The organism is Acidimicrobiales bacterium, from assembly GCA_035533095.1.
In the GTDB taxonomy this organism is placed as follows: Bacteria; Actinomycetota; Acidimicrobiia; order Acidimicrobiales; family Palsa-688; genus DATLUM01.
Genome location: DATLUM010000014.1, coordinates 1 through 22,844 on the forward strand (window position 1 = coordinate 1; position 22,844 = coordinate 22,844).

Below are 22,844 nucleotides of genomic sequence, written 5' to 3' on the forward strand. Positions count from 1 at the left end.
AGCTGGATCACGGTGCAGCCCAACACCGTCGTCATCCCGCCGCATGGTCAGGTGACGGCCACTGTCACCATCGCCGTCCCAGCGAACGCCTCCTCCGGTGAGAGGTACGGCGTCGTCTGGGCTCAGCCACCCGCCAGCACAGGCAGCGGCGGGATATCGGTGGTCAACCGCGTCGGCATCCGCGTCTACCTCTCCGTTGGGAGCGGGCCCGCGCCACCCATCGACTTCACCATCAACTCCCTGACTGCGGCCCGGAATGCCTCAGGGATCCCGTACGTGACCGCGTCGGTCCACAACACGGGTGGCCGCGCGCTTGACCTCACCGGCTCGCTCGTCTTGAACAACGGCCCGGGAGGCACGCGAGCGGGACCGTTCCCCGCGAAGCTGGGGACGACGCTCGGCATCGGCCAGACCGAGCCGGTGACGGTCCTCCTCGATCGCAACATTCCGAGCGGCCCGTGGGCCGCGGTGATAACTCTCACTTCGGACCAGGTCACCCGCCAGGCAACCGCCACGATCTCCTTTCCGACCGCTGCCGGGGAGACCTCCGCGGCGGTGACGGCCGTCGCCGTCCATCGTCGGAGTGGCAGCTTCCTGCTCGTAACGGTGATCGCCGTGATCGTTCTGGTCGCGGTGGCGCTGCTGTTGTTCCTCCTGTGGCGCCGGCGCAGGGAGGACGAGGACGACGAGGCGGGCGAGAAGCTCGTCGGGGCCGGTCACGCGTAGGCGGGTCGTCTTTCCCCCTGGATGACCCCGAGCGCGCCAGGGAGCGGGTTCGCTCAGGCGCTCTGCCTCTCGTCCGCGGTGATCATCCCGTCGTGGACCTCGACGAGCCGGTCGAAGTCGACCGTTTCGAGCAACCAGCGGTCGTGGGTGACCAGCAGGAGCGTCCCGGTGTAGGAGTCGAGAGCTTCCTCGATCTGCTCGATCGCCGGCAGGTCCAGGTGGTTGGTCGGCTCGTCGAGCACCAGGCAGTTGGTGCCCAGCACCATCAGCTCTGCGAGCTTTGCCCGGGTGCGCTCACCCGGGGAGAGACCCCCGACCGGCCGGCCAACGTGTCCCGCGCCCAGACCGAACTTGGCGAGCGTCGACCGCGCCTCTTCAACATCTACCCGCGTGGCAGCCACGAACGCGTCCACGAGGCCCAACGACGGATCGGCACGCCGCCGGCGCTGATCCAGCTCACCGAAGCGAACCGACGGCCCAACCCAACGATCGCCCGCCGCCAGCGGTACCTGCCCGAGTATCGCCGCCAGAAGGGTGGACTTGCCGCCGCCGTTCGGCCCGGTGATGACCAGCCGCTCGGCCCATCCAATCTCGAGGTCGACCGGGCCGAGCTGCCAGTCCCCGCGCCGTACGACCGCGCCAGAGAGGGTGGCTACGCGGTCGCCGCTCCGCTGTGAGTGGGATAGGTCGAGCTGGAGCTGCCAGCCCTCCCACGGTTTCTCCAGCTCGCCCAGTCGCTCGAGCGCGCGTTCGGAGATTCGCACCTTGGACGCCTGCTTCTCGGTGCGGTTGACGAAGAACCCGCGCTGCGCCTTGTCGCGGTCCTTCGGTTTCTTGGCGGCGCGGCGCACACCTTCCTCCGACCACGACCGCTGGGCCCTGACCCGAGCCCGGAGGCGGTCGCGTTCCGCCTTCCACTCGCCGTAAGCGGCGGTGGCCTGGGAGTGGGCGAGGGCCCGTCGTTCGACGAACTCGCTCCACCCGCCGGCGTACTCGCTGGCGCGGTGTGTGTGCTCCTCCAACTCCATTACCCGCGTCGCCACCCGATCCAGGAAGGCCCGGTCGTGCGACACCGCGACCACCGCCCCATCGAAGCGATCGACCGCACCTTCGAGGAGAGCGAGGCCGGCGAAGTCGAGGTCGTTGGTCGGCTCGTCCAAAAGCAGGACGTCCGCTCTGGTGAGCAGCACGGCCGCCAGCCGGGCCCGGGCCGCCTGGCCACCAGAGAGCTCGGCGACCGGGACGTCCGCCTTGTCCGGGGGCAAGCCGACGTCTTTGGCCACCTCGGCCGCCCGAACCGCGAAACCGTCCCCACCTACCGACAGAAAGACCTCGAGAGCCGCGGTGTAGTCGTCGATCATCGCCGGGTCCGCGGCAAGCAGTTCCGTCAACCGGTCGAGCTCGGCCTCGGCATCGGCCACACCGGTGCGGCGCGCAAGGTAGTCCATGAGCTTCTCGTCCGGTAGCGCGTCGGTCTCCTGGGGAAGGAGCGCGATCCGAAGCGACGCCGGCGCTCTTTCTACTCTGCCCTCGTCGGGGACCTGCATGCCGGCGAGCACGCGGAGAAGGGTGCTCTTGCCGATGCCGTTTGGCCCGACGATCCCCAGGCGCGACCCTCTGTCGACCGACAACGTCACGGAGTCGAGGACGGTCCGGTTCGCCCGGGTCACGGTCACCTGTCGAGCTGACAGCACAGCTTGGCAAGGCTAGGGGTTCGCCAGACGTGTCCCGAGCCGGTGCCGAAGTGGTCGGGCTGCTGGCCTGGCTGCTGGTCTGTCCGTTTCAGGCAGGTTCGACCCGTAGGGGGTCAATTCCTGCGCATCGACGGAGTTTGGCTTCGCCGCCGCCGTCCCGCGTTCGATACGCGACCTCGGTTGTCCGGTTGGGCTGGACGACTTCGGCACCGGGTAGTCCGTGACTGCAAGGGTTCCTTTTCGGCCAGCCCGTCCAGGTCTGATCCCTGAGAACGACCTCTGGGGTCGAGCGCTTGCACCCCGGCTCAACTCGCCTGGGCAATGTGCCGACAATTGGTGCATGGGGGCAACAGGCGATCCAGATGAGGAGCGCGACTCTTCGAACCTGACGGTCGCCTTGATCACCGGGTACGTACGGGACCGTGGCGGTGACGCCGCGGTCGAGCGGATGCTCGCCATTGCCGGCGAGACCCGCCCGATGGCGGAGCTCCTCGACGAGGGCCGCTGGAGCTCCTATGGCCAGAAGATCCGTCTGTTCGAGGCGGCGATCGCCGTCCTCGGCGACCCGGAGACACCCCGGCTGATCGGCGCGGCGGTCCTCGAGCGGCAGACCGGTACGGCCATCCGTCTCATGCTCCGGGCGTTGGGCTCGCCGGCGTCGGTGTGCCGGAGCGTGGCCAAGGCGTCAGCCAAGTTCTCCACCAACTACACGTGCCAGGCACTGTCGGTCGGCCGCGAGGGCGCGGTGATATCCAACCGCCTGCACGATGGGTACGAGCCGAACATCGTCGACTGCAAGTACACCATCGGCCTTCTCTCGCAGATCCCGGCCTTGTTCGGGCTCGGTCCCGCCCTGGTCGTACACGAGGAATGCCAGGTACGAGGTGCCCCGGCTTGCATCTACAGGCTCAAGTGGCGCGCTCGATTCCGCCTGCCCTGGGCTCGGCGCCGGGCCAAGCTCGCCTATCTGGAGGAGGAGCTGCGCCTGCTGAGCGGGCGTCACGAGGAGCTGCAGTCGACGATCGTAGATCTGGTGTCGCCTGCCGATGTCGACACCGTTCTTCGCCGCATCACCCGGCGCGCCGCCGACGCGGTGCGAGCCCAGCGCTTTCTCCTCGCCCTCAGTGACGACGCTGAGGGTGTCTCTGTCCACCACGAGGGGATGTCGACCGAAGACGCTCTTCGGTTGGCCTCCGAGGTGCTGGTCGACACGCCCGACGACTGCGGCGGCTCGAGGCTGATCGTCGATGTGGCGTCGTCCCGACACTTCTACGGGCGGTTGGTCGCGGTCTACGACTTGGAGCACACCTTCTTTCCCGAGGAGCGGCGGCTCTTCGCCTCGTACGCCCGCCAGGCCGCGGTGGCCCTTGACGCGGCCACGGCGCTGGAGGAGGCCCGCCGCCGGGGTGAGACTGCGAGCAAGCTGCTCGAGCTGTCTGGCCAGCTGGCCCAGGCGACCTCGACCGACGAGGTCGCCCAACGACTCGCCGACGCGGTGCCAACGGTCATCGGCGCCCACCGGGCCACCGTCCTCCTATGGGATGCCGAGAACGAGGTGCTTCGCGTCCGTGCCCGCGCCTCACTCGACGATCTCAACCCTCCCGTTCTGCCAAAGGACACCATCTCGGCGACCGACACACCGGTGCTGGGCGAGATGTTCCGGACCCGACAGCCCCAGCACATCCATCGCAACACCACCGACCCGTACCTGCAGCAGCGCATGGCGGCAATCGACCTCGAGGAGATCCTCGCCGTTCCCATCCAGAGCGGGAGTGAGATGTTGGGCGCCATCGCGGCCATGCGGGGTGCCGACTCGCCACCGTTGGTCGACGAGCAGGCCCTGGCCGACCGTCTGACAGGCCTGGCCGACCAAGCCGCGCTTGCTTTCGAGAAAGTTCGGCTGCTCGAGCAGGAGCGCGAGGCGGTGCGCCGGCTTCAGCGCGACGAGCAACGCATCAAGCAGCTCGCCTATCACGACGCCCTCACCGAACTACCCAACGGACGGCACTTCTCTGAAGCGCTCGAGACCTGCCTGGCCCAGGCAGAGACTGAGGGACGCCAGCTGGCGCTGCTCTTCTGCGACCTCGACCGCTTCAAGAACGTCAACGACAGCATGGGCCACGACAAAGGCGACGAGCTTCTGAAGGTGGCGGCGGCACGGCTGCGGGCGTGCATCCGCGACACCGACACCCTGGCGCGCCTCGGAGGTGACGAGTTCACCTTGCTTCTCAACGGCGTCACCGGGCCGGAGGATGCCGCGGCCATTGCGGAGCGCGTTGTTAGGGCGTTCCGGGATCCGATCAATCTTGACGGGCAGGAGCTGTTCCTGTCGGCCAGTGTCGGCGTGGCGCTCTATCCCGACGACGGACAGGATGCTCGGACGCTGTTGAAGAACGCAGACACCGCCATGTACGGGGCCAAGCTGGCAGGGCGGAACAACCAGCTCCGCTACGCCCCGGCCATGAACGCCCGGGCTCGGCAGCTTCTCGAGCTCGAGGCCGACCTTCACGAGGCGGTGCGGAGCGGCCAGCTCGTTGTCCACTACCAGCCGCAGGTGGCCGCGGCCACCGGCGAGGTCGTGGCCGTGGAGGCCCTTGTGCGCTGGAATCATCCGCGGCGGGGGCTGGTTGCGCCAGGTGAGTTCATTGCCTTAGCGGAGGAGCGGGGCTTGATCGGAGCCGTGGACGCCTGCGTGCTCTTCGAGGCGGCTGCGCAGTGCAAGCGCTGGACGGACGCCGGGCTCCCACCCGTTCGGGTCGGGGTCAACCTTTCGGCACACCAGTTCCGGGGCACCGATCTGGTTGACCTGGTGACCAGGGTGCTGCACGATACTGGGGTGCGTCCCGAGCTGGTCGAGCTGGAACTCACCGAGACCGCAGCCATGCAGGAGCCGGACCGCGTCGCAGACCTCCTGGCCCAGCTGCGCCAACTCGGCGTGGGTCTGGCCTTGGACGACTTTGGCACCGGGTACTCGAGTTGGACGCACCTGAAGCACTTCCCGGTGGGCCAGCTCAAGATCGACCGGTCGTTCGTCTCGGGGTTGCCGGAGGACCGCTACGACGTGGCAATCGCCTCCGCCACGATCGAGATGGCGCACCTTATGGGGTTGGGCGTGACGGCCGAGGGTGTGGAGACCAGCGCCCAGGCTGAGTTCCTGATCGCTCACGGCTGCGATCTCCTGCAGGGGTTCCTCTACAGCGAGCCCAGATCGAGCGATGAGATCACCGAGCTTCTGCGGGAAAAGACGGTCGTTGGCGCGCGCAACGCCGCGCTGTCTTCTTAGATCAAGCTTCGGCTCTGACGAGGAAGATCGACCGGCTGAAAGCGACCTCACCATCTTGCAGGCGGGATCTCATCGCCTCGTCGATCGCTGCACGGACCTGCTCGACCGTCTCGCTGCCGGCACCGTCGAGCATCCTCTGAACCGCGCCGACCCGCAACGCCGAGTCGCTCCACGGCGGGATTCGATCTTCGGGCACGCTCATCTGGTCGGAGTGGTCGCTGATGTCGATGTCGTGGAAGCCGGCCGACTCGAGGATCTTTCGTGTGCGATCCGCGTCGGATAGCGAGAACGGCCCGGGAGCGTCTGGCCCGGGCATTTCGGGCATGGTCCCGAGCACCGAGACTGCGGCCATGGCGGGCACGAGCATCCACTCGTTGGACGTCACTGCCTGCCAGCACGCGAAGGACATCACGGCTCCGGGCTTCAGCGCATCGTGGACGTTGGTGAACGCGGCAACCGGATCGGCGTAGAACATCACCCCGAAGCGGGAGAACGCGCCGTCGAATCGGGCTCGCCCGACGTCGCTGCTCTGGACGTCGCCATGCCGGAACTCGACGTTGTCGACACCCGCATCGCCGGAGTGCTCGCGGGCCCGCTCGAGGAAGGCGGCGGTGATGTCGACGCCGACGGCACGCCCGCCGGGGGCCACCCGGCGCGCCAGCTCGACCGTGGTCTGGCCCGTCCCGCAACCGAGGTCGATAAGGAGCTGACCCGGCCGCGGGTCGAGGCGATCCATGGCCATGCGTCCGGCCGGCCCGATCACCTGCTCGTGGTGGGACTCGAGCGACATCCACGACGAGGCACGGGAGGCCCAGTACTCGGCCTGTTCGGTGTTGGCGAATGACATGGACCGGACGTTATCTGCAGGAGCTATCTTTCGCCGAGAGAGTTGGAACCGGTTCACAGCGGGAGGGGGCCCATTGACACCACTACGCAAGCTTCCCGAACCGGTCCAACGGGTCGTCACGACAAGCCTCTTCGCCGAATTTGCCACTCTGACCTGTTCCGGCGTCCCGATCGACACGCCCATCTACTGCTTTCCCAGCGATGATCTCGCAACCATCGATCTGGCCACCGGGCTTGCCTATCCCGCCAAGGCCGAAAGGGCACGACGCGATCCGCGTGTCGGTCTTCTCATGGAGGGACCTGACGGCGGCCCAGTCGTGGCCATCGCCGGCCGTGCAGCGGTGCGAGACGCGGATCTTCAATCGAACGCCGTCCGCTATCTGGCCGAGACCGGCTTAATGCCTCCCAACGGCGACCCGTGGGACGTGGCCCGACACGCTGTCTGGTACTGGACCCGCATCATCGTGAGCGTCACGCCGGCGAAGATCCTCTGGTGGGACAGCGTGTCCGAGATGGATGGTCCACCCCAACGGTGGGAAGCCGGTCCGGATGCTGTCTACCCGGACTCCGATCCGGCGCCCTCCGGGCGTGTGAGCTCCCCGGCCAGCTGGCCGCTTCATCCGTGGAGAGAGCTCGCCTCCGCCGCGATGGTGCGCCGTGATCCCGCCCACGTGACGCTTTGCGACGGAGACGGGTATCCGATGCCCTTCCGGGCCTCGACGGTCGAGATGCGCGACGACGGCTTCGAGCTGACCTTCCCATCCGGGTTGCCGTGGGCGGGCGGGGGAAAGAGCTCGTTGACCTTCCGGGGTTTGGAGACCTTCCTCGGCCGGGCCAGCATCGACGGGAAGAACGTGCACTTCGCCGTGGAACGCGCCCTACCCCAACACCCCATGATGGTCGACCCGCGCGAGATCACGGGTCCCGGCCCTGCGACCAAGGATCAGCTCATGCGGCGCCTCCGGGAGGAGACAGCGCGCCGCAATCAGGTGATCCCGACGATCCCCGAGGAGCAGCCCGCTCTCACTTCACTGGCCAAGCTGCGCGCCGCTCAGCTCGCCGGCGGTTGAAGCGGCTCAGGCTGCCAGTTCGACGGCGGCGGGCACCTCTACCGGCAGCTGCTCGTAGAGACGGCCGATCGCCGCTGCGAGGACGGAAGGAGCCGACTCGAAGAACCGGTTGGACCGCATCGAGTCGAGTGGACCGAGGTTGGTTATCGGGTGAATGGCGACTTCGCTCCGGCCTGCAGACCAGGGAGAAACGACCAGCTCGACCTTCACCGAGGGCAGTAGGGGAGAGGCCGTCCGGAGGGTCCCGCCGAAGCGGACCGCCCCGGCAAGACCGGTGCCGACGCGGTCGTGGACCCTGAGCCGGGCACGGCCGCCGGTCATCTCCATGCCGGGCAGCTTGTCAGCCGCCTGGGCGAGGTCGGCGAAACCGACGGGTACGACCTGCGAAACCACTGCCGAGTAGATCTTCATTTCAGCGTCTCCAGTTAGTGTCACTGAGTGCCATATTAGCAGCTAGTATCTGAAATGCAATCTGTGCCGATGTGACATTCGGTACACGAGATCTGAGTAGGATTGGACCATGGGGGATCTCTCGAGCGCGGCACTGCCGAGCCCGACAACTGCGAGCCCGACACTGCGGGAGCGCAACAAGGCCCGAGCACGAGCCGAGATCGCCGACGCTGCCCTGCGGCTCTTCCTGGACCGCGGGTTCGAGGGCGTCACCGTCGAGGAGATAGTGAGTGCCGCGGGGGTGTCCCGGCGCACCTTCTTCCGGTACTTCGAGACCAAGGAGGACGCCCTCCTCGCCGATTACCCCGAACTCAGCGCCCGGCTCACCGAGGCGCTCGAGTTCAGCGACCAGGACGACGCCGTGGCCGGGATCAGGGCCGGTCTGCACCGGATGGCGGACTGGTACATCGAGCGGTCCGAGGCCGTGCTCGCCCGTTCGAAGGTGATCCGAGAGACGTCGATGAACGTCGCGGCGCGCAACCTGGAGTTCCTCACCCAATGGGAGCGTGGCGTCGCCCATGCGGTCGCCAATCAACTCGGGATGGATGCGGGCGAACTCACTCCCCGGACCGCGGCGGCGGTCATCGTCGGCGCGTTCAGGGCGGCCCTCACCCAATGGGTTCGTTCATCCTGCCGGGATGACCTCCACACCTTGACCGATCAGGCGCTGGACCTCATCGACCAAGGGCTGCAGCCGGTCCTGTCGCGCTCCGGCAAGCGTCACTAAGCACGGCCACGACGAAGCGAGCGCCGCACACGATCTGGGCGGCCGTCAAGCTTCGTCCTTGGGAGGACGGCGGCGCCTAGATTCCTGCCGCTTGGCGCATCGCCTCGCCCCGGGCGAGCAGATCCTCGAGCGGCTGCTCCAGACCGGGGAACCCCGGCCCGGCCTGAGCCAGCTGGATCAGCACTCCTCCGGTCTGCCGGGGATGGAGGAAGGACTCTTTCCAGTTGGGCTGGTCCAGCATCGTCGCGAACGGTGTGAAACCAGCAGCCGTCACCACCTCCAGAGCCGCCGCCAGATCGGGCACCTTGAACGTCAGGTGATGAAGACCCCCCCGCGGTGAGCGTTCCAGGAAAGCCCCGACCGATGACGAGTCACGTTGAACCGGTTCGAGCAGCTCGATCCGCCCACCATGCGGATACTCCAGCTGTACGGCCAGGTGCCCGGCCCACGGGTTGATACCTCCAGCAACGACGGTCCCTCCGAGCAGGTCCCGGTACAGCGGCAGGGCCGGTCGGATCGACGGGACGGCGTGGGCAGCGTGGTCGAACACGGCGCCGACCGACTGCAAGATGATCGAGTCGTCGGTAGCGCTGTCCTGATGGGTGCTCACGAGTCGAAGAGGCTTCCAGGCACGAGCCGTGGCACGCAAAGCGGGTGCCTCGCGAACCTCTGCAAGCATGGGTTCGGAAAACGACCGGGAGGACAGAATGGAGATCAAGCCCAAGGCTGCCACCGTCAAGGGTCCGGCCGACTGGTTCACCGGCGACGTCTACCTCGACTCGCTCGTCCAAGCACAGGAGCCGTCGCGAGCCAACGTTGCCGCCGTGCACTTCACACCGGGCGCCCGGACCGCGTGGCACAGCCACGACGGCGGGCAGACCCTCTATGTCACCGAAGGCGAGGGCCGGGCGCAGTCACGAGGAGAACCCATAGTGGCAATCCGGCCAGGAGACGTCGTCCACACCCCGTCAGGTGAATGGCACTGGCACGGAGCGGCACCTGACCGTTTCATGACCCACCTGTCGATTACCGAGGGGCCGGCCACATGGGGCGACCACGTGAGCGACGCGGCGTATCGGGGAACCACCTAGGGATCGTGTTCGTCTGCCTTGACTTCCCGTGATCGCGGGTATCGCCGTCAGCAACGAGACCAGCGACAGCAGCGAGACACGCGTCACCACCTGCGCGTCACGGCCAGTCGAGCTCGCCGGGCGGGTCGGATGCGGTGAAGGCGTCCGGGCGGCAGGGTTGGTTGAGAAGCGTGTCGCACGCGGGGCGGCCGGCGGGGGGCCCGGCGGCGTAAACGGTTCCGACCACGATCTCCGAGGGGTGCTGCGCGTCGTGCAGGATGCTGTTGACGCCCGCGTCGGCGAGCGGTTCGAAGTTCCAACCGCCTGTCTGGCTGGGGGTGTCGATGATCAGCCGGATACGTGATCCGGCGCGGAACACGTAGTCGAAGGGGAACACTGCGAAGCGCATGAACGTCGGCTGCCCCGGCACGAGAGGCTGGACGTCGGACTGGAGGTCGGTCTGCACCGGCATCGTCGGTGTGCTCGCTCGAACGTCGAGCTTTCGCTGGGAGGCGCGCAGCCATCCGCGGGCGACGTAGACCTCCTGGCCGTCGGGGCGGACCTCGGTGATCGTGGCCTGCAGGTTGGTGTCGGTGGTTGTGGATCCGAGCCACAGGTCGACGCTGGCGGGGCCGAGCAGCTCGACGTCACGGGCGAGCTTGGGTGTCGTGTAGACGAGCGCCCCGTCGGGAGTCCCGGGCAGCTTCCACAACTCGTTGTGCTGGCCCGCGACGACGCCGTCCTCGGTGCCCGTCGACACGGTCGGGAAGGCGTAGCTGTCGGACGGTTCGGAGCCCTGCGGTGCGGCAGCTGTCAAAGCTTCGCCACTTCCGAGGTAGAGCTGATCGGTCTCGGTGGCCGGTGGCCACTTCGAGCTGGTGGTGACCCATGCCGAACGAGAGTCAGGACGAATCGGACATAGCGTCTTATTCGTCCCGGGTTGCCGGAAGACTGTCCAGACGCCGTTCGGCGGGCGTGGTCAGGCGGCGGGCGTGGTCAGGCGGCGGGTGTGGTCAGGCGGCGGGTGTGGTCAGGCGGCGGGCAGCCCGTCTGGACTGCACGGCAGGCTGGTGCCCGTTCTCGCCAACTGGCCGGCGGGACCTCCAGGCGACGAAGGCCCCGATCGCCGCTGCCAGGTAGGTGACGTACACGACGGCCTGGCCGATGGTGGGGCGGTCTGCGTAGCCGAAGAAGCTGTGGAAGATGTCGCCCAGAGCGCTGCTCTCGCTGAGGACATGGCTGGTGTTCCACATCGGGTGGGTCAAGATCGGGAGCCAGCCCAACTGCTGCAGGTTCTCGACCGCATCGACCAGGATGCCCGCGGCGAACACCATCAGCAGAGCGCCGACCACCGTGAAGAACGCCGCCACGTTGATCTTCTTGCCCAGCCGGTAGATGGCGAACGCGACGGCCAGCGACACGACCAGACCGCCGGCACCGCCCGCAAGAGCGCCGTGGGTACCGGTGGCGAACACGATCGCCAGCGTGAACACCATGGTTTCCAGGCCTTCGCGTCCCACGGCCTGGAAGGCCAGGACGCGCAGCCCCCAGCGGGCGCGACCGTCGAGGGCGGCACGGGTGCGCTCTTTGAGCTCAGTGGAGAGGCGGGGAGCGTGGTTGCGCATCCAGAAAGTCATGTACGTCAACACCGCGGCGGCGACGAGGTAGGTGACGGTCTCGAAGATGGTTTGGGTTCGCGACCCCGCGTAGGCCTTGATCGTCAGGTAGGCGGCGACCCCGCCCACTGAGACCAGGACCAGGGCGGCGGCGACCCCGGCGAACACGTCGCGGAAGTGGCCGCGCTGGCCGAGGCGGTCCAGGGAGGCCAGAAGGATGGCCACGACCATGGAGGCCTCGATCCCCTCTCGGAGGAAGATCACGAACGTCGCTGCCATCAGTTATTAGGTATACCTAAGAAATAAGGTTTAGTCAACCTCTACAGGAATATGAGGATCGCCTCAGGGCTCATCCTGCCTCAGCCGATCTGGCGGCTGACGCCCTCCCAGTACGGCGCACGTAGCTCGCGCTTGAGGAGCTTGCCGGACGGATTGCGCGGGAGGGCCGTGGCGTAATCGATCGACTTCGGGCACTTGTACCCGGCCAGGTACTCGTGGGCGAAAGAGATGAGGTCCTCCGCGCTTGGCGGGTTTGCAGGCTTGGTGGGTACGACCGCGGCCTTGACCGCCTCACCCCATTTGGTGTCCGGCACTCCGAAGATGGCCACGTCCGCGACGCCCGGGTGGCGCATCAGTACGTTCTCTACCTCTGCCGGGTAGACGTTCTCCCCGCCGGTGACGATCATGTCCTTCACGCGGTCGTGGAGGTAGACGAAGCCGTCCTCGTCCAGGTAGCCGGCGTCGCCGGTCCGCAACCATCCCTCTTCGTCGAGCACGGCCCGCGTGGCGTCGGGGTTGTTCCAGTAGCCCGCCATGTTCTGCCCGCTGCGAGTCCACAGCTCGCCCACTTGCCCGGCCGGCAGGTCGTGACCCTGGTTGTCAACGACGCGCATCTCGACCCAGGGGTAGGGCCGGCCGCACGACCTCAGCAGGCCGGGTCGGCCCACGGGCTCATGATCCTGTGGCTCGAGCTGGGTGATGGCTCCCGTGGTCTCGGTTAGGCCGTACACCTGCACGAAGTCGCAGCCCATCACCTCGAGCGCCTTCTCCAGCACCGGCGCCGAAATCGGGGAGGCGCCGTAGACGAGCTTGCGGAGCGAGCTGAAGTCCGCCTCCTCCACTCCGGGGGTCAGCAGCAGGAACTGGATCACCGACGGCACCATGAAGGCGTGGGTGATGTGCTCCTTGGAGATGACGTGGAGAATCTCTGCCGGCTCCACGTCCTTCAGGACCACCGTGCGGCACCCGAAGTAGAGGCCGGCGGTCGACCACCCCAGCCCGGCGATGTGGAACATCGGCATCAGGGCGAGGTTGACGGAGCGCCCGGGTTCGAACTCCCACGCCTCGTTGATGCGGGACCACGCCGTCATCAGGTTGGAGGTGGTGAGCATCACCCCTTTCGGCAAGCCGGTCGTGCCTGACGTGTAGAGCTGGAACGCCACGTCCTCCGGCGCCGCAACAGCGCCGGGATCCGATGGTTCGCAACTCGCCAGCCAGGTTTCGTAGCCTTCCCAGCGCGCGTGCTCGCCGATGGCGACGATGTCGGCCTTCTCGCCAATCTCCGATTCGATCGACTCCACGGCGGCGAAGAAGTCGCTACCAACGATCACCAGCTCGGTCTGAGCGTCGTCGAGTATCTGCAGAATCTCTGGCGGCGCGAGGCGCCAGTTGACGTTGACGACGACGGCATTCACCAGGGCGGCCCCGAACACCACCTCCAGGTTCTCGATGGAGTTGCGGTCGATCACCGCGACACGATCGTGGGCCCTCACGCCTTTGCTGGCGAGGGCGCCGGCGACCGCCTTGGCCCGTTCGTAGAACTCGGCGAAGGTCAAGGACTTCCCGGCGCACTGCACAGCCGTCTGTTCCGCGAGCTCTGCGCCGTGAACTCTCAGGATGTCCGCCAGGCACCGGATCTCTCGGGTGCTCACGTCAGTCATGGCGTGGAGCGTACGGCACCGCGTCGACCATGGGACCTCAAGGTGATGCCGGCAATCTCGACCCTGCTGGCTTCGGGCAGGCCTTGTGTACGGGAGTCTCGATTCGTTTGGGACGGATGCCATGTGCCCGGCGCGAGGATGGCCGCATGCTCGATCACATCGAAATCCAGTGCCACGACCTTCGCGCCAGCGCTGCGTTCTATGACGCGGTACTGGCTCCGCTTGGCGGTGAACGTGTCATGGTCTTCGACGAAGCCATTGGCTACGGGCTTCCTCCCCGGCCGGAGTTCTGGATCGGTCGCCAGCAGACAGGGAAAGGTTTCCGCGAGTCGCACATCGCCTTCACCGCTCCAGGTCGCGCCAAGGTCATGGCCTTCTTCGAAGCGGCTGTTGGCCTGGGAGCAGAAGTTCTGCATGAACCGAAGCTCTGGCCCGAGTACCACCCCAACTACTTCGGGGCGTTCGTGCGGGACCCTGACGGCAACAACGTCGAGGCTGTGTGCCACAACCCCGAGTGACGGAAAGCCCGGTGGTGGTGACTGCGCTGTATCGAGCGGAGGTCGGGCGGTAGCCCCCAAGCATGGTCAGCGTGGACCTTGGCCGTCGTCGACCCGGATGACGGCGCCGGTCACGAACTCGGACTCGCGGGCCACGAGGTACAGAAGAGTGCTGTCGAGCTGGGCCGGGTCGCCCATCCGCCGGCGCGGCCCGACCACGTCCGGCGAGAAACCGAGGCGAGCCATCATGCCGTCCATCATCTCCGAGGAAAAAGACCCAGGAGCGATGCAGTTGACGTTGATCCAGTACTTGGCCCACTCCGCAGAGAGCACCTCGGTCATCCTGATGACACCGGCTTTGGTAACCGAATAGAGCGCCGCCGCGCCACCGTCGTAGCTCAAGGCCCCGACGGAGGAAATGTTCACGATCCGTCCGGGTTCCTGGGCCTTCATGAGACGGCGGGCCACCTCGCAGGAGAGCAGCCATGGCCCGCGCAGGTTGGTGTCGATCACCCGGTCGACCAGCTCGAGCGGCATGCGGGTGGCGTATTGGGCGTCGGGTATCCCGGCGTTGTTGACGAGGATGTCGACCAGGCCCAGTTCGTCCTCGGCCCGCTGGACCGCCGCTGTGATGGAGGCGGCGTCGGTGACGTCCAGTTCGACTGCCACCGCCCTGCCTCCTCGTTGCTCGATCTCCGTGACGAGCTCCTCGAGCCTGGCGGTTCTCCGGGCGCAAGCAGCCACCGACGCTCCGGCGGCGGCGAGGGTCAGAGCGAAACGACGGCCCAGACCGGAGCTTGCCCCGGTCACGAGTGCCACTTGACCCGTCAAGGCGTGACCTGCGTACGGGATGGGGAAGGTGTGATCAGCCATGACCTCGACAACCCTAGGTAGGTTGTCTCATCGATGTATTCCGGGTCGTCATAACGTCTGATCTAGCGGAACAGGATGCCCGGCGGCAACGTCAGCAGAGCAGACGGGAAGGGAGCAACGATGAGCCGGGTAGCCATCTATCTGAACTTCATGGGGACCACCGAGGAAGCTTTCGGTTTCGCCCATGCGGAGCTGCCGATCCTGGCAGGACACGTGCTGATGGGCTCAGACATGGTCGAGTCCATGGGTCACCAGCTCACGGTCGGCTAGGCGCCGGCGGTGGCCCGAACATCGAGGAAGGACTTCGACCTCACGTCGGAGCGGTCTGGGTGACCTGCGCCCGCCGAGCGACCTGGAACTGGTCTCGGGTGAGACCATATGGAACGTGACGTTCTCCCAGCTCAAGAGGCGGATGTGGATAGCCCTCCTGGCCTTGGCGCTGGTACTGGGAGGAGGGACGTTCGGTTACTGGGTGGTCGGCCTGAGTCCTCTCGATGCCCTCTACCAGACCGTGACGACCGTGAGCACGGTCGGATTCCGCGAGCTTTTTCCTCGGACAGCTGGTCCAGAGGTGTTCACCATCATCTTGATCCTGATGGGGGTGGGGACCGTCCTCTACGCGTTCGGGGTGCTCCTCGAGGCTGTGATCGAAGGCGACGTGTTCGACATCTGGGGGAGGCACAAGATGGAGAAGAGAATCAGCCAACTCACCAACCACGTCATTGTCTGCGGATTCGGCAGGGTCGGTCGCTCCGTTGCCCGCCACCTCGCCGCCAGCGACGAGGACTTCGTCGTGATCGACCAGGACTCGCAGCGCCTCGATGGCACGGAGTACCTGACGATCGCCGGCGATGCCACAGACGACGAGGTTCTTCGGCAAGCGGGCATGGAGCGTGCCCGTGCTCTCGTGGCGGCCACCAGCACCGATACAACCAATGTGTACGTGGCATTGAGCGGACGGGCGTTGCGGCCCGACTTGTTCATCGTCGCCCGGGCCCGCGATGCCGAATCCGAACCCAAGCTGCTCCGGGCTGGCGCCAACCGGGTGATCAACCCGCAGGCGATCGGTGGCAATCGGGTCGCGGCCATGCTGACGCAGCCGCACGTGTCGGAGTTCCTCGACGTGGTCACCCACGGAGATGAGATCGAGTTCCGCCTGGTCGAGGTGGCCGTCGGTCAAGGTTCCTCGCTGGCAGGCCGCTCGCTTCGCGATGCGAAGCTGCGGGAGAACACAGGAGCGCTGGTCCTGGCCATACGAGGTGCGGACGGTCAGTTCCAGACCAATCCCGGTCCTGACACGCTGATATCGGATGGTGATGTGCTGATCGCCATCGGAACACAGGCCCAGCTCGAGTCGCTCGTCGCCTTGTCGCAGCAAGTCAACCCTCTGGCCGAGACCTGAGCCGTGTCAACACCGGGCCAATCGAGATCCTCTTTGTCAGGGCGAGACGATGAGCGCGAGCTGGCGGGAGTGGGCGACGAGCGTCCCGTCCGGCGTCCAAAGCTCGCCGTCCTCTTCAAGGAATCCTTCGGTTGCGACGGTCGTACGGAACCGCACGGCGACCCAATCGTCGGGCTGGAGGCTTTGCAGTGCACGGATGGATCGCAGGTGCACCGTGAGGTCGACGGTCGGGACGCCCATCCTTTCGTCCAGCCGGGCGAAGACCGCCGGATGCCAAGCGTCGGCAAGGGCGACGATCAGCGCCGGGTCGTACGGCCTCGGCTCTCTCAGCCGGATCCACCCTCCTGTCTCGGCCCGGCTGCCGGGGCCTTCCCACGGGGCCCCCGTGACGACCCTGTAGTGGTAGCGGTCGCGCATCGGAATGCCCACGTGCAGGTCCGCCGGCGTTCCCACTGCATCCGGGCGCGGATAGTTCGGGAAGGTGCGGTCAGCGAAGCTGGGAGTGTCCGTATTGAGGAGCGCGAACGCCGCATGGGCGGTGGCGAGGAGTCGCTCACCCTGGTGTAACCGGGCTGTAACGAAGTGGACCGTTCGGCCTGCTCGCTCGGTACGAACCGAGATCTCCGCGGGGCCTTCGCGGCCCGGAGCGAGGTAGTGAACGGTCAAGGAGCGAGGGTGCCGATCGGGATCGGCATCATGGGCTGCCAATGCTTGCATGAGGATTGCGGCGATGTAGCCACCGTTCGGTCCTCGTTCGATCCACCATCCGGGATCGATTCGGGCGGTGAAGTCACCTTCGCATTGGCGAACCACGGCCGTATCAAGATCGAATCGTGTCATCAACTTCGGCAGCGCTAGTCGATGACCAGTTGAGACAGCTGTTCCATGGAGCGCAGCCATCTGTCGAGGTCCGAACGCCACGGGGCGCACACGACATGCTGCACGCCGGCAGCCGCGAAACCTGCTCTTTCCTCCAGGATCTGGTCGGGGTCCATGCCCTGGGGGTCCCATCCGGTGCGCAGCCCGATGGTGTAGCTGTCGGGGTCCGGATGGTCGGCGCGCAGCCGCCGGATGGGCTCAACGATCGTGTCCGGCTTGAGGCCGATCAACTGAAAGCCGCTGCCGAAGCGACGTGCCCGCTCGAAGGCGGCGGGGCTCGATCCGCCTATCCAGATCTCGATCGCGTGGGCGGGCTTGGGTTGGACCTTGATGTCGCTGAAGTCGTAGAAGGTGCCGTGGTAGCTCGCCGGGTCGGTCCTCCAGCACAGTGAGAGGATCTCCAGGATCTCATCGGTGCGCTTGCCTCTGGTGTGGAAGTTCTGTCCGAGAGCCTCGAACTCGGCTTTGCTCCAACCGACTCCCACGGCGAGCTTCAACCGGCCATCGCTCAGCGCGTCGAGTGACGAGGTGGCGTTGGCCAGCCACAGCGGGTGGTACTGGGGCAGCACCAGGACACTCGTTGCCACACCGATGCTTGTTGTCGCCGCGGCCGCCCAGGTGAGGGTGAGCAGCGGATCGAACAGGTACGGCGAGGGGTAGTCCTGGCCAGCGGGGTGCACGGTGTGGTCGCTGACCCACACATCGGCAAATCCGAGCTCCTCGGCCGCCACGGCCGCATCGCGGATGGCGGCGGCACCCGCGGCACGCCCGTACTGGGGGAGGTGTATGCCAATCTTCACCTACTCAACATAGATGTAGTCGTTGTTAGGACACCGTGCGACGCTGAGAACGCGATATATACGGGCATAGGGCCGAAAGACTCCAGGTGGGACGCGGACCTCTCGGTATGGTGGGTGCTGCAGGAGAGGAGGGGCGGCTATGCGCCATTCCGAGTTGACCGAACCACAGCGAGCTCGCTTGATGGAGGTGCTGTCCGGCCTCAGTCCGGGGCACTTGTTCAGCGCAACTGAAGCCTTGACCGCGGCGCTGTCAGCGGGCATCGAGAATCATCTCGCGGACATCGACTCGGCGCTGTCGGACCTCGAGGACGATGGCCTGATCCAAGAGGTACAGAAGAACCCGCCCCGATGGCGGGTCGTCGAACCGGTCGCCTGACCCTTGCCGGTTACGGCGTCGAGATCGTCGACGTTTACCACGTCGAGCGGGACTTCCGGGAGGCCCGGCTCCAGCGGATCGCCCTGGTCAGTCAGGAGATGACCCTCGATTACGTCGCGCAGTAGGTGCTCAAGCTCCCGCGCAGCTACTGAGACGACGAGCAGCGCCGGCCGGAGCGGTCAGGCCACGTTTCCGGCAGCAGCTTCCTGGCTGATCCGTTCGCTAGTGGCGAGGGATTCGGCGTGCTCTTTGATGCCGTACATCATCTTGCGGGTCATGACGAAGCTCACGAATCCCATCGGGGACATGAGCCACTGGCTGAGCCGCCGGCCGAAGGCGACTCGCTCGCGCACCACCAGCCGCGTCTTGCCGTCGGGCGCCGGGCGTACCGCGAACGTCCAGAGGAACTCCCACCGCAACCCCTCCGTGCGCCGGACGGGCCGGTCGCGTAGAAGGTCGGCCACCGCTAGCGCCAGGACTTCCCCCGGCTGCAGCTCGACCACATACCACCCGCCGGTACGGGCTCGGTTGGCGTAGACCACGTCGCCGACCGCCAAGTCCTGCCATTCGGGCCGGATCTCCCTGGCGCTGTGGATCTCCAGCCCGAAACGGTTCTCCAACCAGTCGTAGCTGTAGAAGCCACCGCGGTCGGCACCCATCTGGACGATCCACGGCCAAACCTGTTGCGGCGAGGCGTCGATCGTGATGGCCCGTGTGACCTGGTGGGCCGGTTCGGCCAGCAGGTGATCTCCCTCCAGTATCTCGACCGTCTCGGACTCGGTGGCCCCCCAGTGCTCGTGCCAGGGTCGGACGGCTGCCTCGTACAGCACCACCGCCACGGGAAGTGCGGTACGGATCCTGCAGCGGGCTCTCATGGTGGCACCTCCTGGTGCGTTCAGTGTCCTGCTGAGTTCCAGTCTCCCTGGCCTGGCGGCCTGCGGCTAGGGCCGGAGGGCCTCTTCGACGCGGCGCGCCTCCGCCCGGGTCCTCCGCCTCTAGCCGGCTCGCCAGACTGGCGCCGAGCTGGCGCGTGAGGCTTCGTGCACAGCTGCGATCCGCCGTGCCTTCCGCGCACACCGGCCAGCTCCTGGTCAGCGCCGACAGCGTGGCTGCCGTCGTCTCGGCGTTCCGGGCGCTCCGCCAGGCGAGGTTCCCCCTCCGCCAGATGCGATTGGTCGACTACTGCGGCGGTGACGACGAGACGTCGATGGCAGCCGACAACACCTCGGCCTTCGAGCGGATCCCCTCCAGCGCCTCGAGCACCGGCCGAGGGTCGAGCCCCTTGAGCTACCCCGGACGATGCTGTAAGACCCTCTCCCATGACCACAACTCACGGCAGCCAGGAGCGAGTTGACATCGCCGGCCAGCTCGCGAAGCAGCGCGGCTTTCTCCGCTACACCGTTCAGGGCCTCACCGACGAGCAGGCATCATCCCGCCCGACGCCGAGCGAGCTATGCCTCGCCGGGATCATCAAGCACGTGGCGCGGGTCGAGAAGCGTTGGACCGGCTTCATAGTCAACGGCTCCGCGGGGATGAACGTCATGAGCCCCGAGTCGATGCAGGAGCACGCCGCCAGCTTCCAGGTCCAGCCCGGCGAGACGCTCGCGGGCTTGCTCGACGCGTACGACGAAGTGGCCAGGGAGACGGACAAGCTTGTCTACGAGCTGGAGTCGCTCGACGTTTCGCAATCGTTGCCCGATGCGCCGTGGTTCGAGCCCGGTTCCAGATGGACGGCTCGGCAGGTGTTCCTCCACATCATCGGTGAGACGGCCCAGCACTCAGGTCACGCCGACATCATCCGCGAGGCGATAGACGGCGCGAAGACCATGGGTTGACGCAGGCGGAACCCAGCTAGCTCCGCCGGGACAGTTGCGCCAGCTCGTGCGGCCCGCTCGCCGGGTAACCGTCGGCGGCCTGGATCGCCTTGGACCAGCCGCCGACGATCGACACCAGCTCGTCGACATCGGCTACGAGGTTGTCGACTATCCGCCGGCACGCCCTGTCGGTAGCCGCCTCGACGGCCTCGCGTTCTGAGCGCCCTTCGGGCGTCAGGGCTGCGTCTTTTACCAGACCCCGGGATACCAGCCGCTCCTCGGCGACGTCGAGCTGCTCGCTGGTCCACGCCCGTGTCCTTATATACGTGCGTAGCGGGAGGCCCCAGTACAGCTCGGTGATCAGGCCGATCTCGGTGGCGTCGAAGCCGGCTGACGTCCAAGCGGCGATGTGCGAGTCGCCTCGGTACTCGCGCAGCCGGTCAGCCAGCCGCCAGGCGAGGCCGAGCGGATCGTCCGGAACGCCTAGAGCCAGCAGGCCTGCGTATAGCGGGCGGCCCTCGGGACGCAACCCGCCGACCGCGCGTTGCAGCAGCTCGACCGCCCGCCTGAGGCCTTCCGGTTCGTCGCCGAGAATCCGCCGTAGCTGCGCGAGCGCTCCCTCGGTCCGGGCGGCTTCGATGGTAGTCGCGTCGGTGAGGGTCCAACCGTGGCGCACCGCCGGCACGACCACATCGGGATTGAACACCCCGAACGCGGCTGCGACCACCTCCCCCGGCACCTGGCCGAGGATGGAACCGCGGCTGCAGAAGTAGGCGGGGCCGTCCGGGAGGCTGACCTCGCCGGCCTTGCCCGGGCTGGGGCCGAAGCCCAGTGCCTCGTACGAGGCATGGCACTCGGGCGAGAAGTACACCTGCGCCGAGAACGGCTCGATCGCCGTCGCCAGCGCCCGTGCGGGGTTGGTGGTCATGCCCCGGGAGACTATCCACAGACGGGAATAGTCCGCTGTAGCGAGCAGTTGCGCGTATGGCTGCGATGACCTCGACGACCACCGCTCCCGCGCGCCCCGTACCACACGCAACACGCCGCTTCCGTCTGACTCCGAGGCTGGCTTTCTGGTTCTCAGCCGCCGTGATCGGCGTAGTGTTCGCCGGCTCCGCAGTGGTGTCGCCGCTGTACCGCGTCTACCAGGAACGGTGGCACTTCTCGCCGATAAGCCTCACCGCAGTGTTCGCCGTGTACGCGATTGCGGTGCTCGCCGTGCTGCTGATCGCCGGGTCACTGTCGGACCACGTCGGACGCCGGCCGATGATGGCCCTTGCCCTCGCCAGCGAGGTCGTATCCGCGTGGCTCTTCCTGTCTGCGCAGGGCGTGGGCGCGCTCTACGCGGGGCGCATCCTGCAGGGTGTCGCAACAGGTGCGGCGGCGAGCGCGGCGGGCGCCGCGCTACTCGACCTGCAGCCGGCGCACAAACCCACCGCCGCGAGCACGGTCAACGCGATCGCGTCATCAGTGTCTCTCGCTGCCGGCGCTCTGGGCGCGGGACTTCTCGTGCAGTACGCGCCGGCGCCTACTCGCCTCGTCTTCTGGCTGCTCCTCGCCGCGTCGCTCGCCGGCCTCGCGGTCGTCGCGTTCATGGACGAGCCGGGCGCTAAACGTCCGATCGGTCTCGGCGTTCTGCGCCCCCGCGCCGGGATCCCGCCCGCGGCGCGGGGCGCCTTTCTCGCCGCCCTGCCTGCACTCATCGCAACCTGGGCCCTTGGTGGCCTCTATTTCTCCCTCGCACCCTCGCTCACCGAACAACTGGCCCGCTCCAACGACGCCGTCTGGGGAGGCCTCGTCATCTTCCTCCTCTGCGCCCCCTCCGCGCTCGCGAGCTTCCTGATTCGCGAGCTGCACCCGAGCCGGGCCATGGTCGCCGGCAGCGCGGTGCTCGCCGTCGGTTCGGCGGCCACCGTCGCCGCCGTGCTCGAGCGGAGCAACTCGGGGCTGCTCGCGTCCACAGCCGTCGCCGGCGTCGGCTTCGGGATGGCCTTCCTCGGCGCGTTCCGCCACCTGGTGTCGCTGGCGACCGACGACCAGAGGGGCGCGCTCGTGGCGACGATCTACATCGTGTCGTACCTGGCCTTCAGCCTCCCGGTGATCGCCGCCGGCGTGGCCACCGACCACTTCGGGTTGCGGAGCACGGCTGTGGTGTACGGGGCCGTCGTTGCGGCGTTCGCGACGCTGGCCGCCGCCGCGGAGCGGATCCAGATGCAGGTATCGCGCCGGTCAAGCGAATCGTGGATCAGCGACCGCTAGTCCTGGTCGGGCTCATGGGGGTGGGAAAGACCACTGTTGGACGGCTGGTCGCCGAGCGTGCGGGCCGGCCTTTCGTGGACACGGACGAGGCGATCTGCGCGCGCACGGGCAGGACAGTGAGGGAACTCTGGGAGGCAGGGGGCGAGGCGGCGTACCGCAAGCTCGAGTCGCAGGTGGTGCTCGACAGCCTGGGCGGCGGCGATCACCGGATTGTGGTCGGCGCCGCCGCCGGCGTGATCCTCGACCCGGCCGTGCGGGACGCGCTCGGCAAGCCGGACGTGTTGGTTGTCTGGCTGCACGCGGATCCTGCAGTGCTCGCGGGCAGGGTCCACCCGGGTGATCACCGCCCACTCTTGAAAGACCGCCCTCGCGACGTCCTGGCGGAGATGGACGCCGAGCGTGCCTCGCTATACAGAAGCGTCGCTGACGCCGTGGTGGAGACCGGCGGCCGGGACCCCGCTGCGATCGCGAGTCAGGTCATCCAGCTGATAGGTGAGCGAGATTCTGGGTAGCTAACCGGCG

25 protein-coding genes and 1 pseudogene are annotated in these 22,844 nt (G+C 67.1%); 14 read left to right on the plus strand and 12 right to left on the minus strand.

Translation table 11 applies throughout. From position 1 onward, the window contains the following. Positions 1 to 726, plus strand: a 726-nt coding sequence (locus tag VNF71_02040; protein ID HVA73332.1) for a hypothetical protein, incomplete at its 5' end; no start/stop codon positions are given. A gap of 53 nt (positions 727 to 779) precedes the next feature. Here VNF71_02040 and VNF71_02045 read toward each other — a convergent pair. Then, positions 780 to 2,420, minus strand: coding sequence for an ABC-F family ATP-binding cassette domain-containing protein (locus VNF71_02045; GenBank protein ID HVA73333.1), 1,641 nt, complete (start codon positions 2,418 to 2,420; stop codon positions 780 to 782). A 340-nt stretch (positions 2,421 to 2,760) separates the two neighbouring features. Between VNF71_02045 and VNF71_02050 the strand changes: the two genes are divergently transcribed. Further along, positions 2,761 to 5,703, plus strand: a complete 2,943-nt coding sequence (locus VNF71_02050) for an EAL domain-containing protein (protein ID HVA73334.1) — start codon at positions 2,761 to 2,763, stop codon at positions 5,701 to 5,703. Between the two features lies 1 nt (position 5,704). Here the strand turns inward: VNF71_02050 and VNF71_02055 are convergent, their stop codons facing one another. Next, positions 5,705 to 6,550, minus strand: a complete 846-nt coding sequence (locus VNF71_02055) for a methyltransferase domain-containing protein (GenBank protein ID HVA73335.1) — start codon at positions 6,548 to 6,550, stop codon at positions 5,705 to 5,707. Positions 6,551 to 6,623: 73 nt separating this feature from the next. Here VNF71_02055 and VNF71_02060 point away from each other — a divergent pair, with 73 nt between their 5' ends. Beyond that, positions 6,624 to 7,619, plus strand: coding sequence for a pyridoxamine 5'-phosphate oxidase family protein (locus tag VNF71_02060; GenBank protein ID HVA73336.1), 996 nt, complete (start codon positions 6,624 to 6,626; stop codon positions 7,617 to 7,619). 6 nt (positions 7,620 to 7,625) lie between these two features. On the opposite strand, the gene VNF71_02065 is transcribed toward VNF71_02060, so the two are convergent. Next, the gene (locus VNF71_02065) at positions 7,626 to 8,054 is read right to left on the minus strand and encodes a hypothetical protein (GenBank protein HVA73337.1); all 429 of its coding nucleotides are present in this window, start codon (positions 8,052 to 8,054) and stop codon (positions 7,626 to 7,628) included. A gap of 85 nt (positions 8,055 to 8,139) precedes the next feature. Between VNF71_02065 and VNF71_02070 the strand changes: the two genes are divergently transcribed. Beyond that, positions 8,140 to 8,796: a TetR family transcriptional regulator gene (locus VNF71_02070; GenBank protein HVA73338.1), complete on the plus strand. Its 657-nt coding sequence runs from the start codon at positions 8,140 to 8,142 to the stop codon at positions 8,794 to 8,796. 76 nt (positions 8,797 to 8,872) lie between these two features. Here the strand turns inward: VNF71_02070 and VNF71_02075 are convergent, their stop codons facing one another. After that, positions 8,873 to 9,406: a VOC family protein gene (locus VNF71_02075; GenBank protein ID HVA73339.1), complete on the minus strand. Its 534-nt coding sequence runs from the start codon at positions 9,404 to 9,406 to the stop codon at positions 8,873 to 8,875. Between the two features lie 67 nt (positions 9,407 to 9,473). Here VNF71_02075 and VNF71_02080 point away from each other — a divergent pair, with 67 nt between their 5' ends. Then, positions 9,474 to 9,887, plus strand: coding sequence for a cupin domain-containing protein (locus VNF71_02080; protein ID HVA73340.1), 414 nt, complete (start codon positions 9,474 to 9,476; stop codon positions 9,885 to 9,887). A gap of 97 nt (positions 9,888 to 9,984) precedes the next feature. On the opposite strand, the pseudogene VNF71_02085 reads toward VNF71_02080, so the two are convergent. From VNF71_02085 to VNF71_02095, 3 genes and pseudogenes are all read right to left on the minus strand, one after another. Further along, positions 9,985 to 10,782 (minus strand): annotated as a pseudogene (locus VNF71_02085) (CocE/NonD family hydrolase). Positions 10,783 to 10,879: 97 nt separating this feature from the next. After that, positions 10,880 to 11,761, minus strand: coding sequence for an FTR1 family protein (locus VNF71_02090; GenBank protein HVA73341.1), 882 nt, complete (start codon positions 11,759 to 11,761; stop codon positions 10,880 to 10,882). An 80-nt stretch (positions 11,762 to 11,841) separates the two neighbouring features. Further along, positions 11,842 to 13,422, minus strand: coding sequence for a long-chain-fatty-acid--CoA ligase (locus VNF71_02095; GenBank protein HVA73342.1), 1,581 nt, complete (start codon positions 13,420 to 13,422; stop codon positions 11,842 to 11,844). Between the two features lie 146 nt (positions 13,423 to 13,568). On the opposite strand from VNF71_02095, the gene VNF71_02100 reads away from it, so the two are divergent. Further along, positions 13,569 to 13,940 (plus strand): VOC family protein, encoded by a 372-nt coding sequence (locus tag VNF71_02100; GenBank protein HVA73343.1) that lies wholly within the window; start codon positions 13,569 to 13,571, stop codon positions 13,938 to 13,940. Positions 13,941 to 14,006: 66 nt separating this feature from the next. Here VNF71_02100 and VNF71_02105 read toward each other — a convergent pair whose 3' ends face one another. Next, on the minus strand, positions 14,007 to 14,792 hold the full coding sequence (locus VNF71_02105; GenBank protein HVA73344.1) for an SDR family NAD(P)-dependent oxidoreductase: 786 nt from the start codon (positions 14,790 to 14,792) through the stop codon (positions 14,007 to 14,009). 120 nt (positions 14,793 to 14,912) lie between these two features. On the opposite strand from VNF71_02105, the gene VNF71_02110 reads away from it, so the two are divergent. Both VNF71_02110 and VNF71_02115 read left to right on the plus strand, forming a co-directional pair. Continuing rightward, positions 14,913 to 15,062, plus strand: a complete 150-nt coding sequence (locus VNF71_02110; GenBank protein ID HVA73345.1) for a hypothetical protein — start codon at positions 14,913 to 14,915, stop codon at positions 15,060 to 15,062. Between the two features lie 115 nt (positions 15,063 to 15,177). After that, positions 15,178 to 16,194, plus strand: coding sequence for a potassium channel protein (locus VNF71_02115; protein ID HVA73346.1), 1,017 nt, complete (start codon positions 15,178 to 15,180; stop codon positions 16,192 to 16,194). A gap of 36 nt (positions 16,195 to 16,230) precedes the next feature. Here the strand turns inward: VNF71_02115 and VNF71_02120 are convergent, their stop codons facing one another. Then, complete coding sequence (locus tag VNF71_02120; GenBank protein ID HVA73347.1) at positions 16,231 to 17,094, minus strand: thioesterase family protein; 864 nt, start codon at positions 17,092 to 17,094, stop codon at positions 16,231 to 16,233. Continuing rightward, positions 17,049 to 17,873, minus strand: a complete 825-nt coding sequence (locus VNF71_02125) for a TIGR03619 family F420-dependent LLM class oxidoreductase (GenBank protein ID HVA73348.1) — start codon at positions 17,871 to 17,873, stop codon at positions 17,049 to 17,051. The genes VNF71_02120 and VNF71_02125 overlap by 46 nt, the downstream gene beginning before the upstream one ends. A 139-nt stretch (positions 17,874 to 18,012) precedes the next feature. On the opposite strand from VNF71_02125, the gene VNF71_02130 reads away from it, so the two are divergent. Both VNF71_02130 and VNF71_02135 read left to right on the plus strand, forming a co-directional pair. After that, the gene (locus VNF71_02130; protein ID HVA73349.1) at positions 18,013 to 18,249 is read left to right on the plus strand and encodes a hypothetical protein; all 237 of its coding nucleotides are present in this window, start codon (positions 18,013 to 18,015) and stop codon (positions 18,247 to 18,249) included. After that, positions 18,222 to 18,374 (plus strand): hypothetical protein, encoded by a 153-nt coding sequence (locus tag VNF71_02135; protein ID HVA73350.1) that lies wholly within the window; start codon positions 18,222 to 18,224, stop codon positions 18,372 to 18,374. Before VNF71_02130 ends, VNF71_02135 begins: the two co-directional genes overlap by 28 nt. 54 nt (positions 18,375 to 18,428) lie before the next feature. Here VNF71_02135 and VNF71_02140 read toward each other — a convergent pair whose 3' ends face one another. Beyond that, positions 18,429 to 19,124: a hypothetical protein gene (locus tag VNF71_02140; protein ID HVA73351.1), complete on the minus strand. Its 696-nt coding sequence runs from the start codon at positions 19,122 to 19,124 to the stop codon at positions 18,429 to 18,431. A gap of 155 nt (positions 19,125 to 19,279) precedes the next feature. Between VNF71_02140 and VNF71_02145 the strand changes: the two genes are divergently transcribed. Together VNF71_02145 and VNF71_02150 are read left to right on the plus strand one after the other, a co-directional pair. Beyond that, complete coding sequence (locus VNF71_02145) at positions 19,280 to 19,603, plus strand: hypothetical protein (GenBank protein ID HVA73352.1); 324 nt, start codon at positions 19,280 to 19,282, stop codon at positions 19,601 to 19,603. Then, a complete protein-coding gene (locus tag VNF71_02150; GenBank protein ID HVA73353.1) occupies positions 19,569 to 20,084 on the plus strand; it encodes a DinB family protein in 516 nt (171 codons plus the stop codon). The genes VNF71_02145 and VNF71_02150 overlap by 35 nt, the downstream gene beginning before the upstream one ends. Before the next feature lie 16 nt (positions 20,085 to 20,100). Here the strand turns inward: VNF71_02150 and VNF71_02155 are convergent, their stop codons facing one another. Then, entirely contained in the window at positions 20,101 to 20,991 is an 891-nt protein-coding gene (locus tag VNF71_02155; protein HVA73354.1) for a hypothetical protein, read from the minus strand. Positions 20,992 to 21,056: 65 nt separating this feature from the next. Here VNF71_02155 and VNF71_02160 point away from each other — a divergent pair, with 65 nt between their 5' ends. Both VNF71_02160 and VNF71_02165 read left to right on the plus strand, forming a co-directional pair. Further along, positions 21,057 to 22,322: an MFS transporter gene (locus VNF71_02160; protein ID HVA73355.1), complete on the plus strand. Its 1,266-nt coding sequence runs from the start codon at positions 21,057 to 21,059 to the stop codon at positions 22,320 to 22,322. After that, entirely contained in the window at positions 22,304 to 22,834 is a 531-nt protein-coding gene (locus tag VNF71_02165; GenBank protein HVA73356.1) for a shikimate kinase, read from the plus strand. Before VNF71_02160 ends, VNF71_02165 begins: the two co-directional genes overlap by 19 nt. Positions 22,835 to 22,844 lie beyond the last annotated feature (10 nt).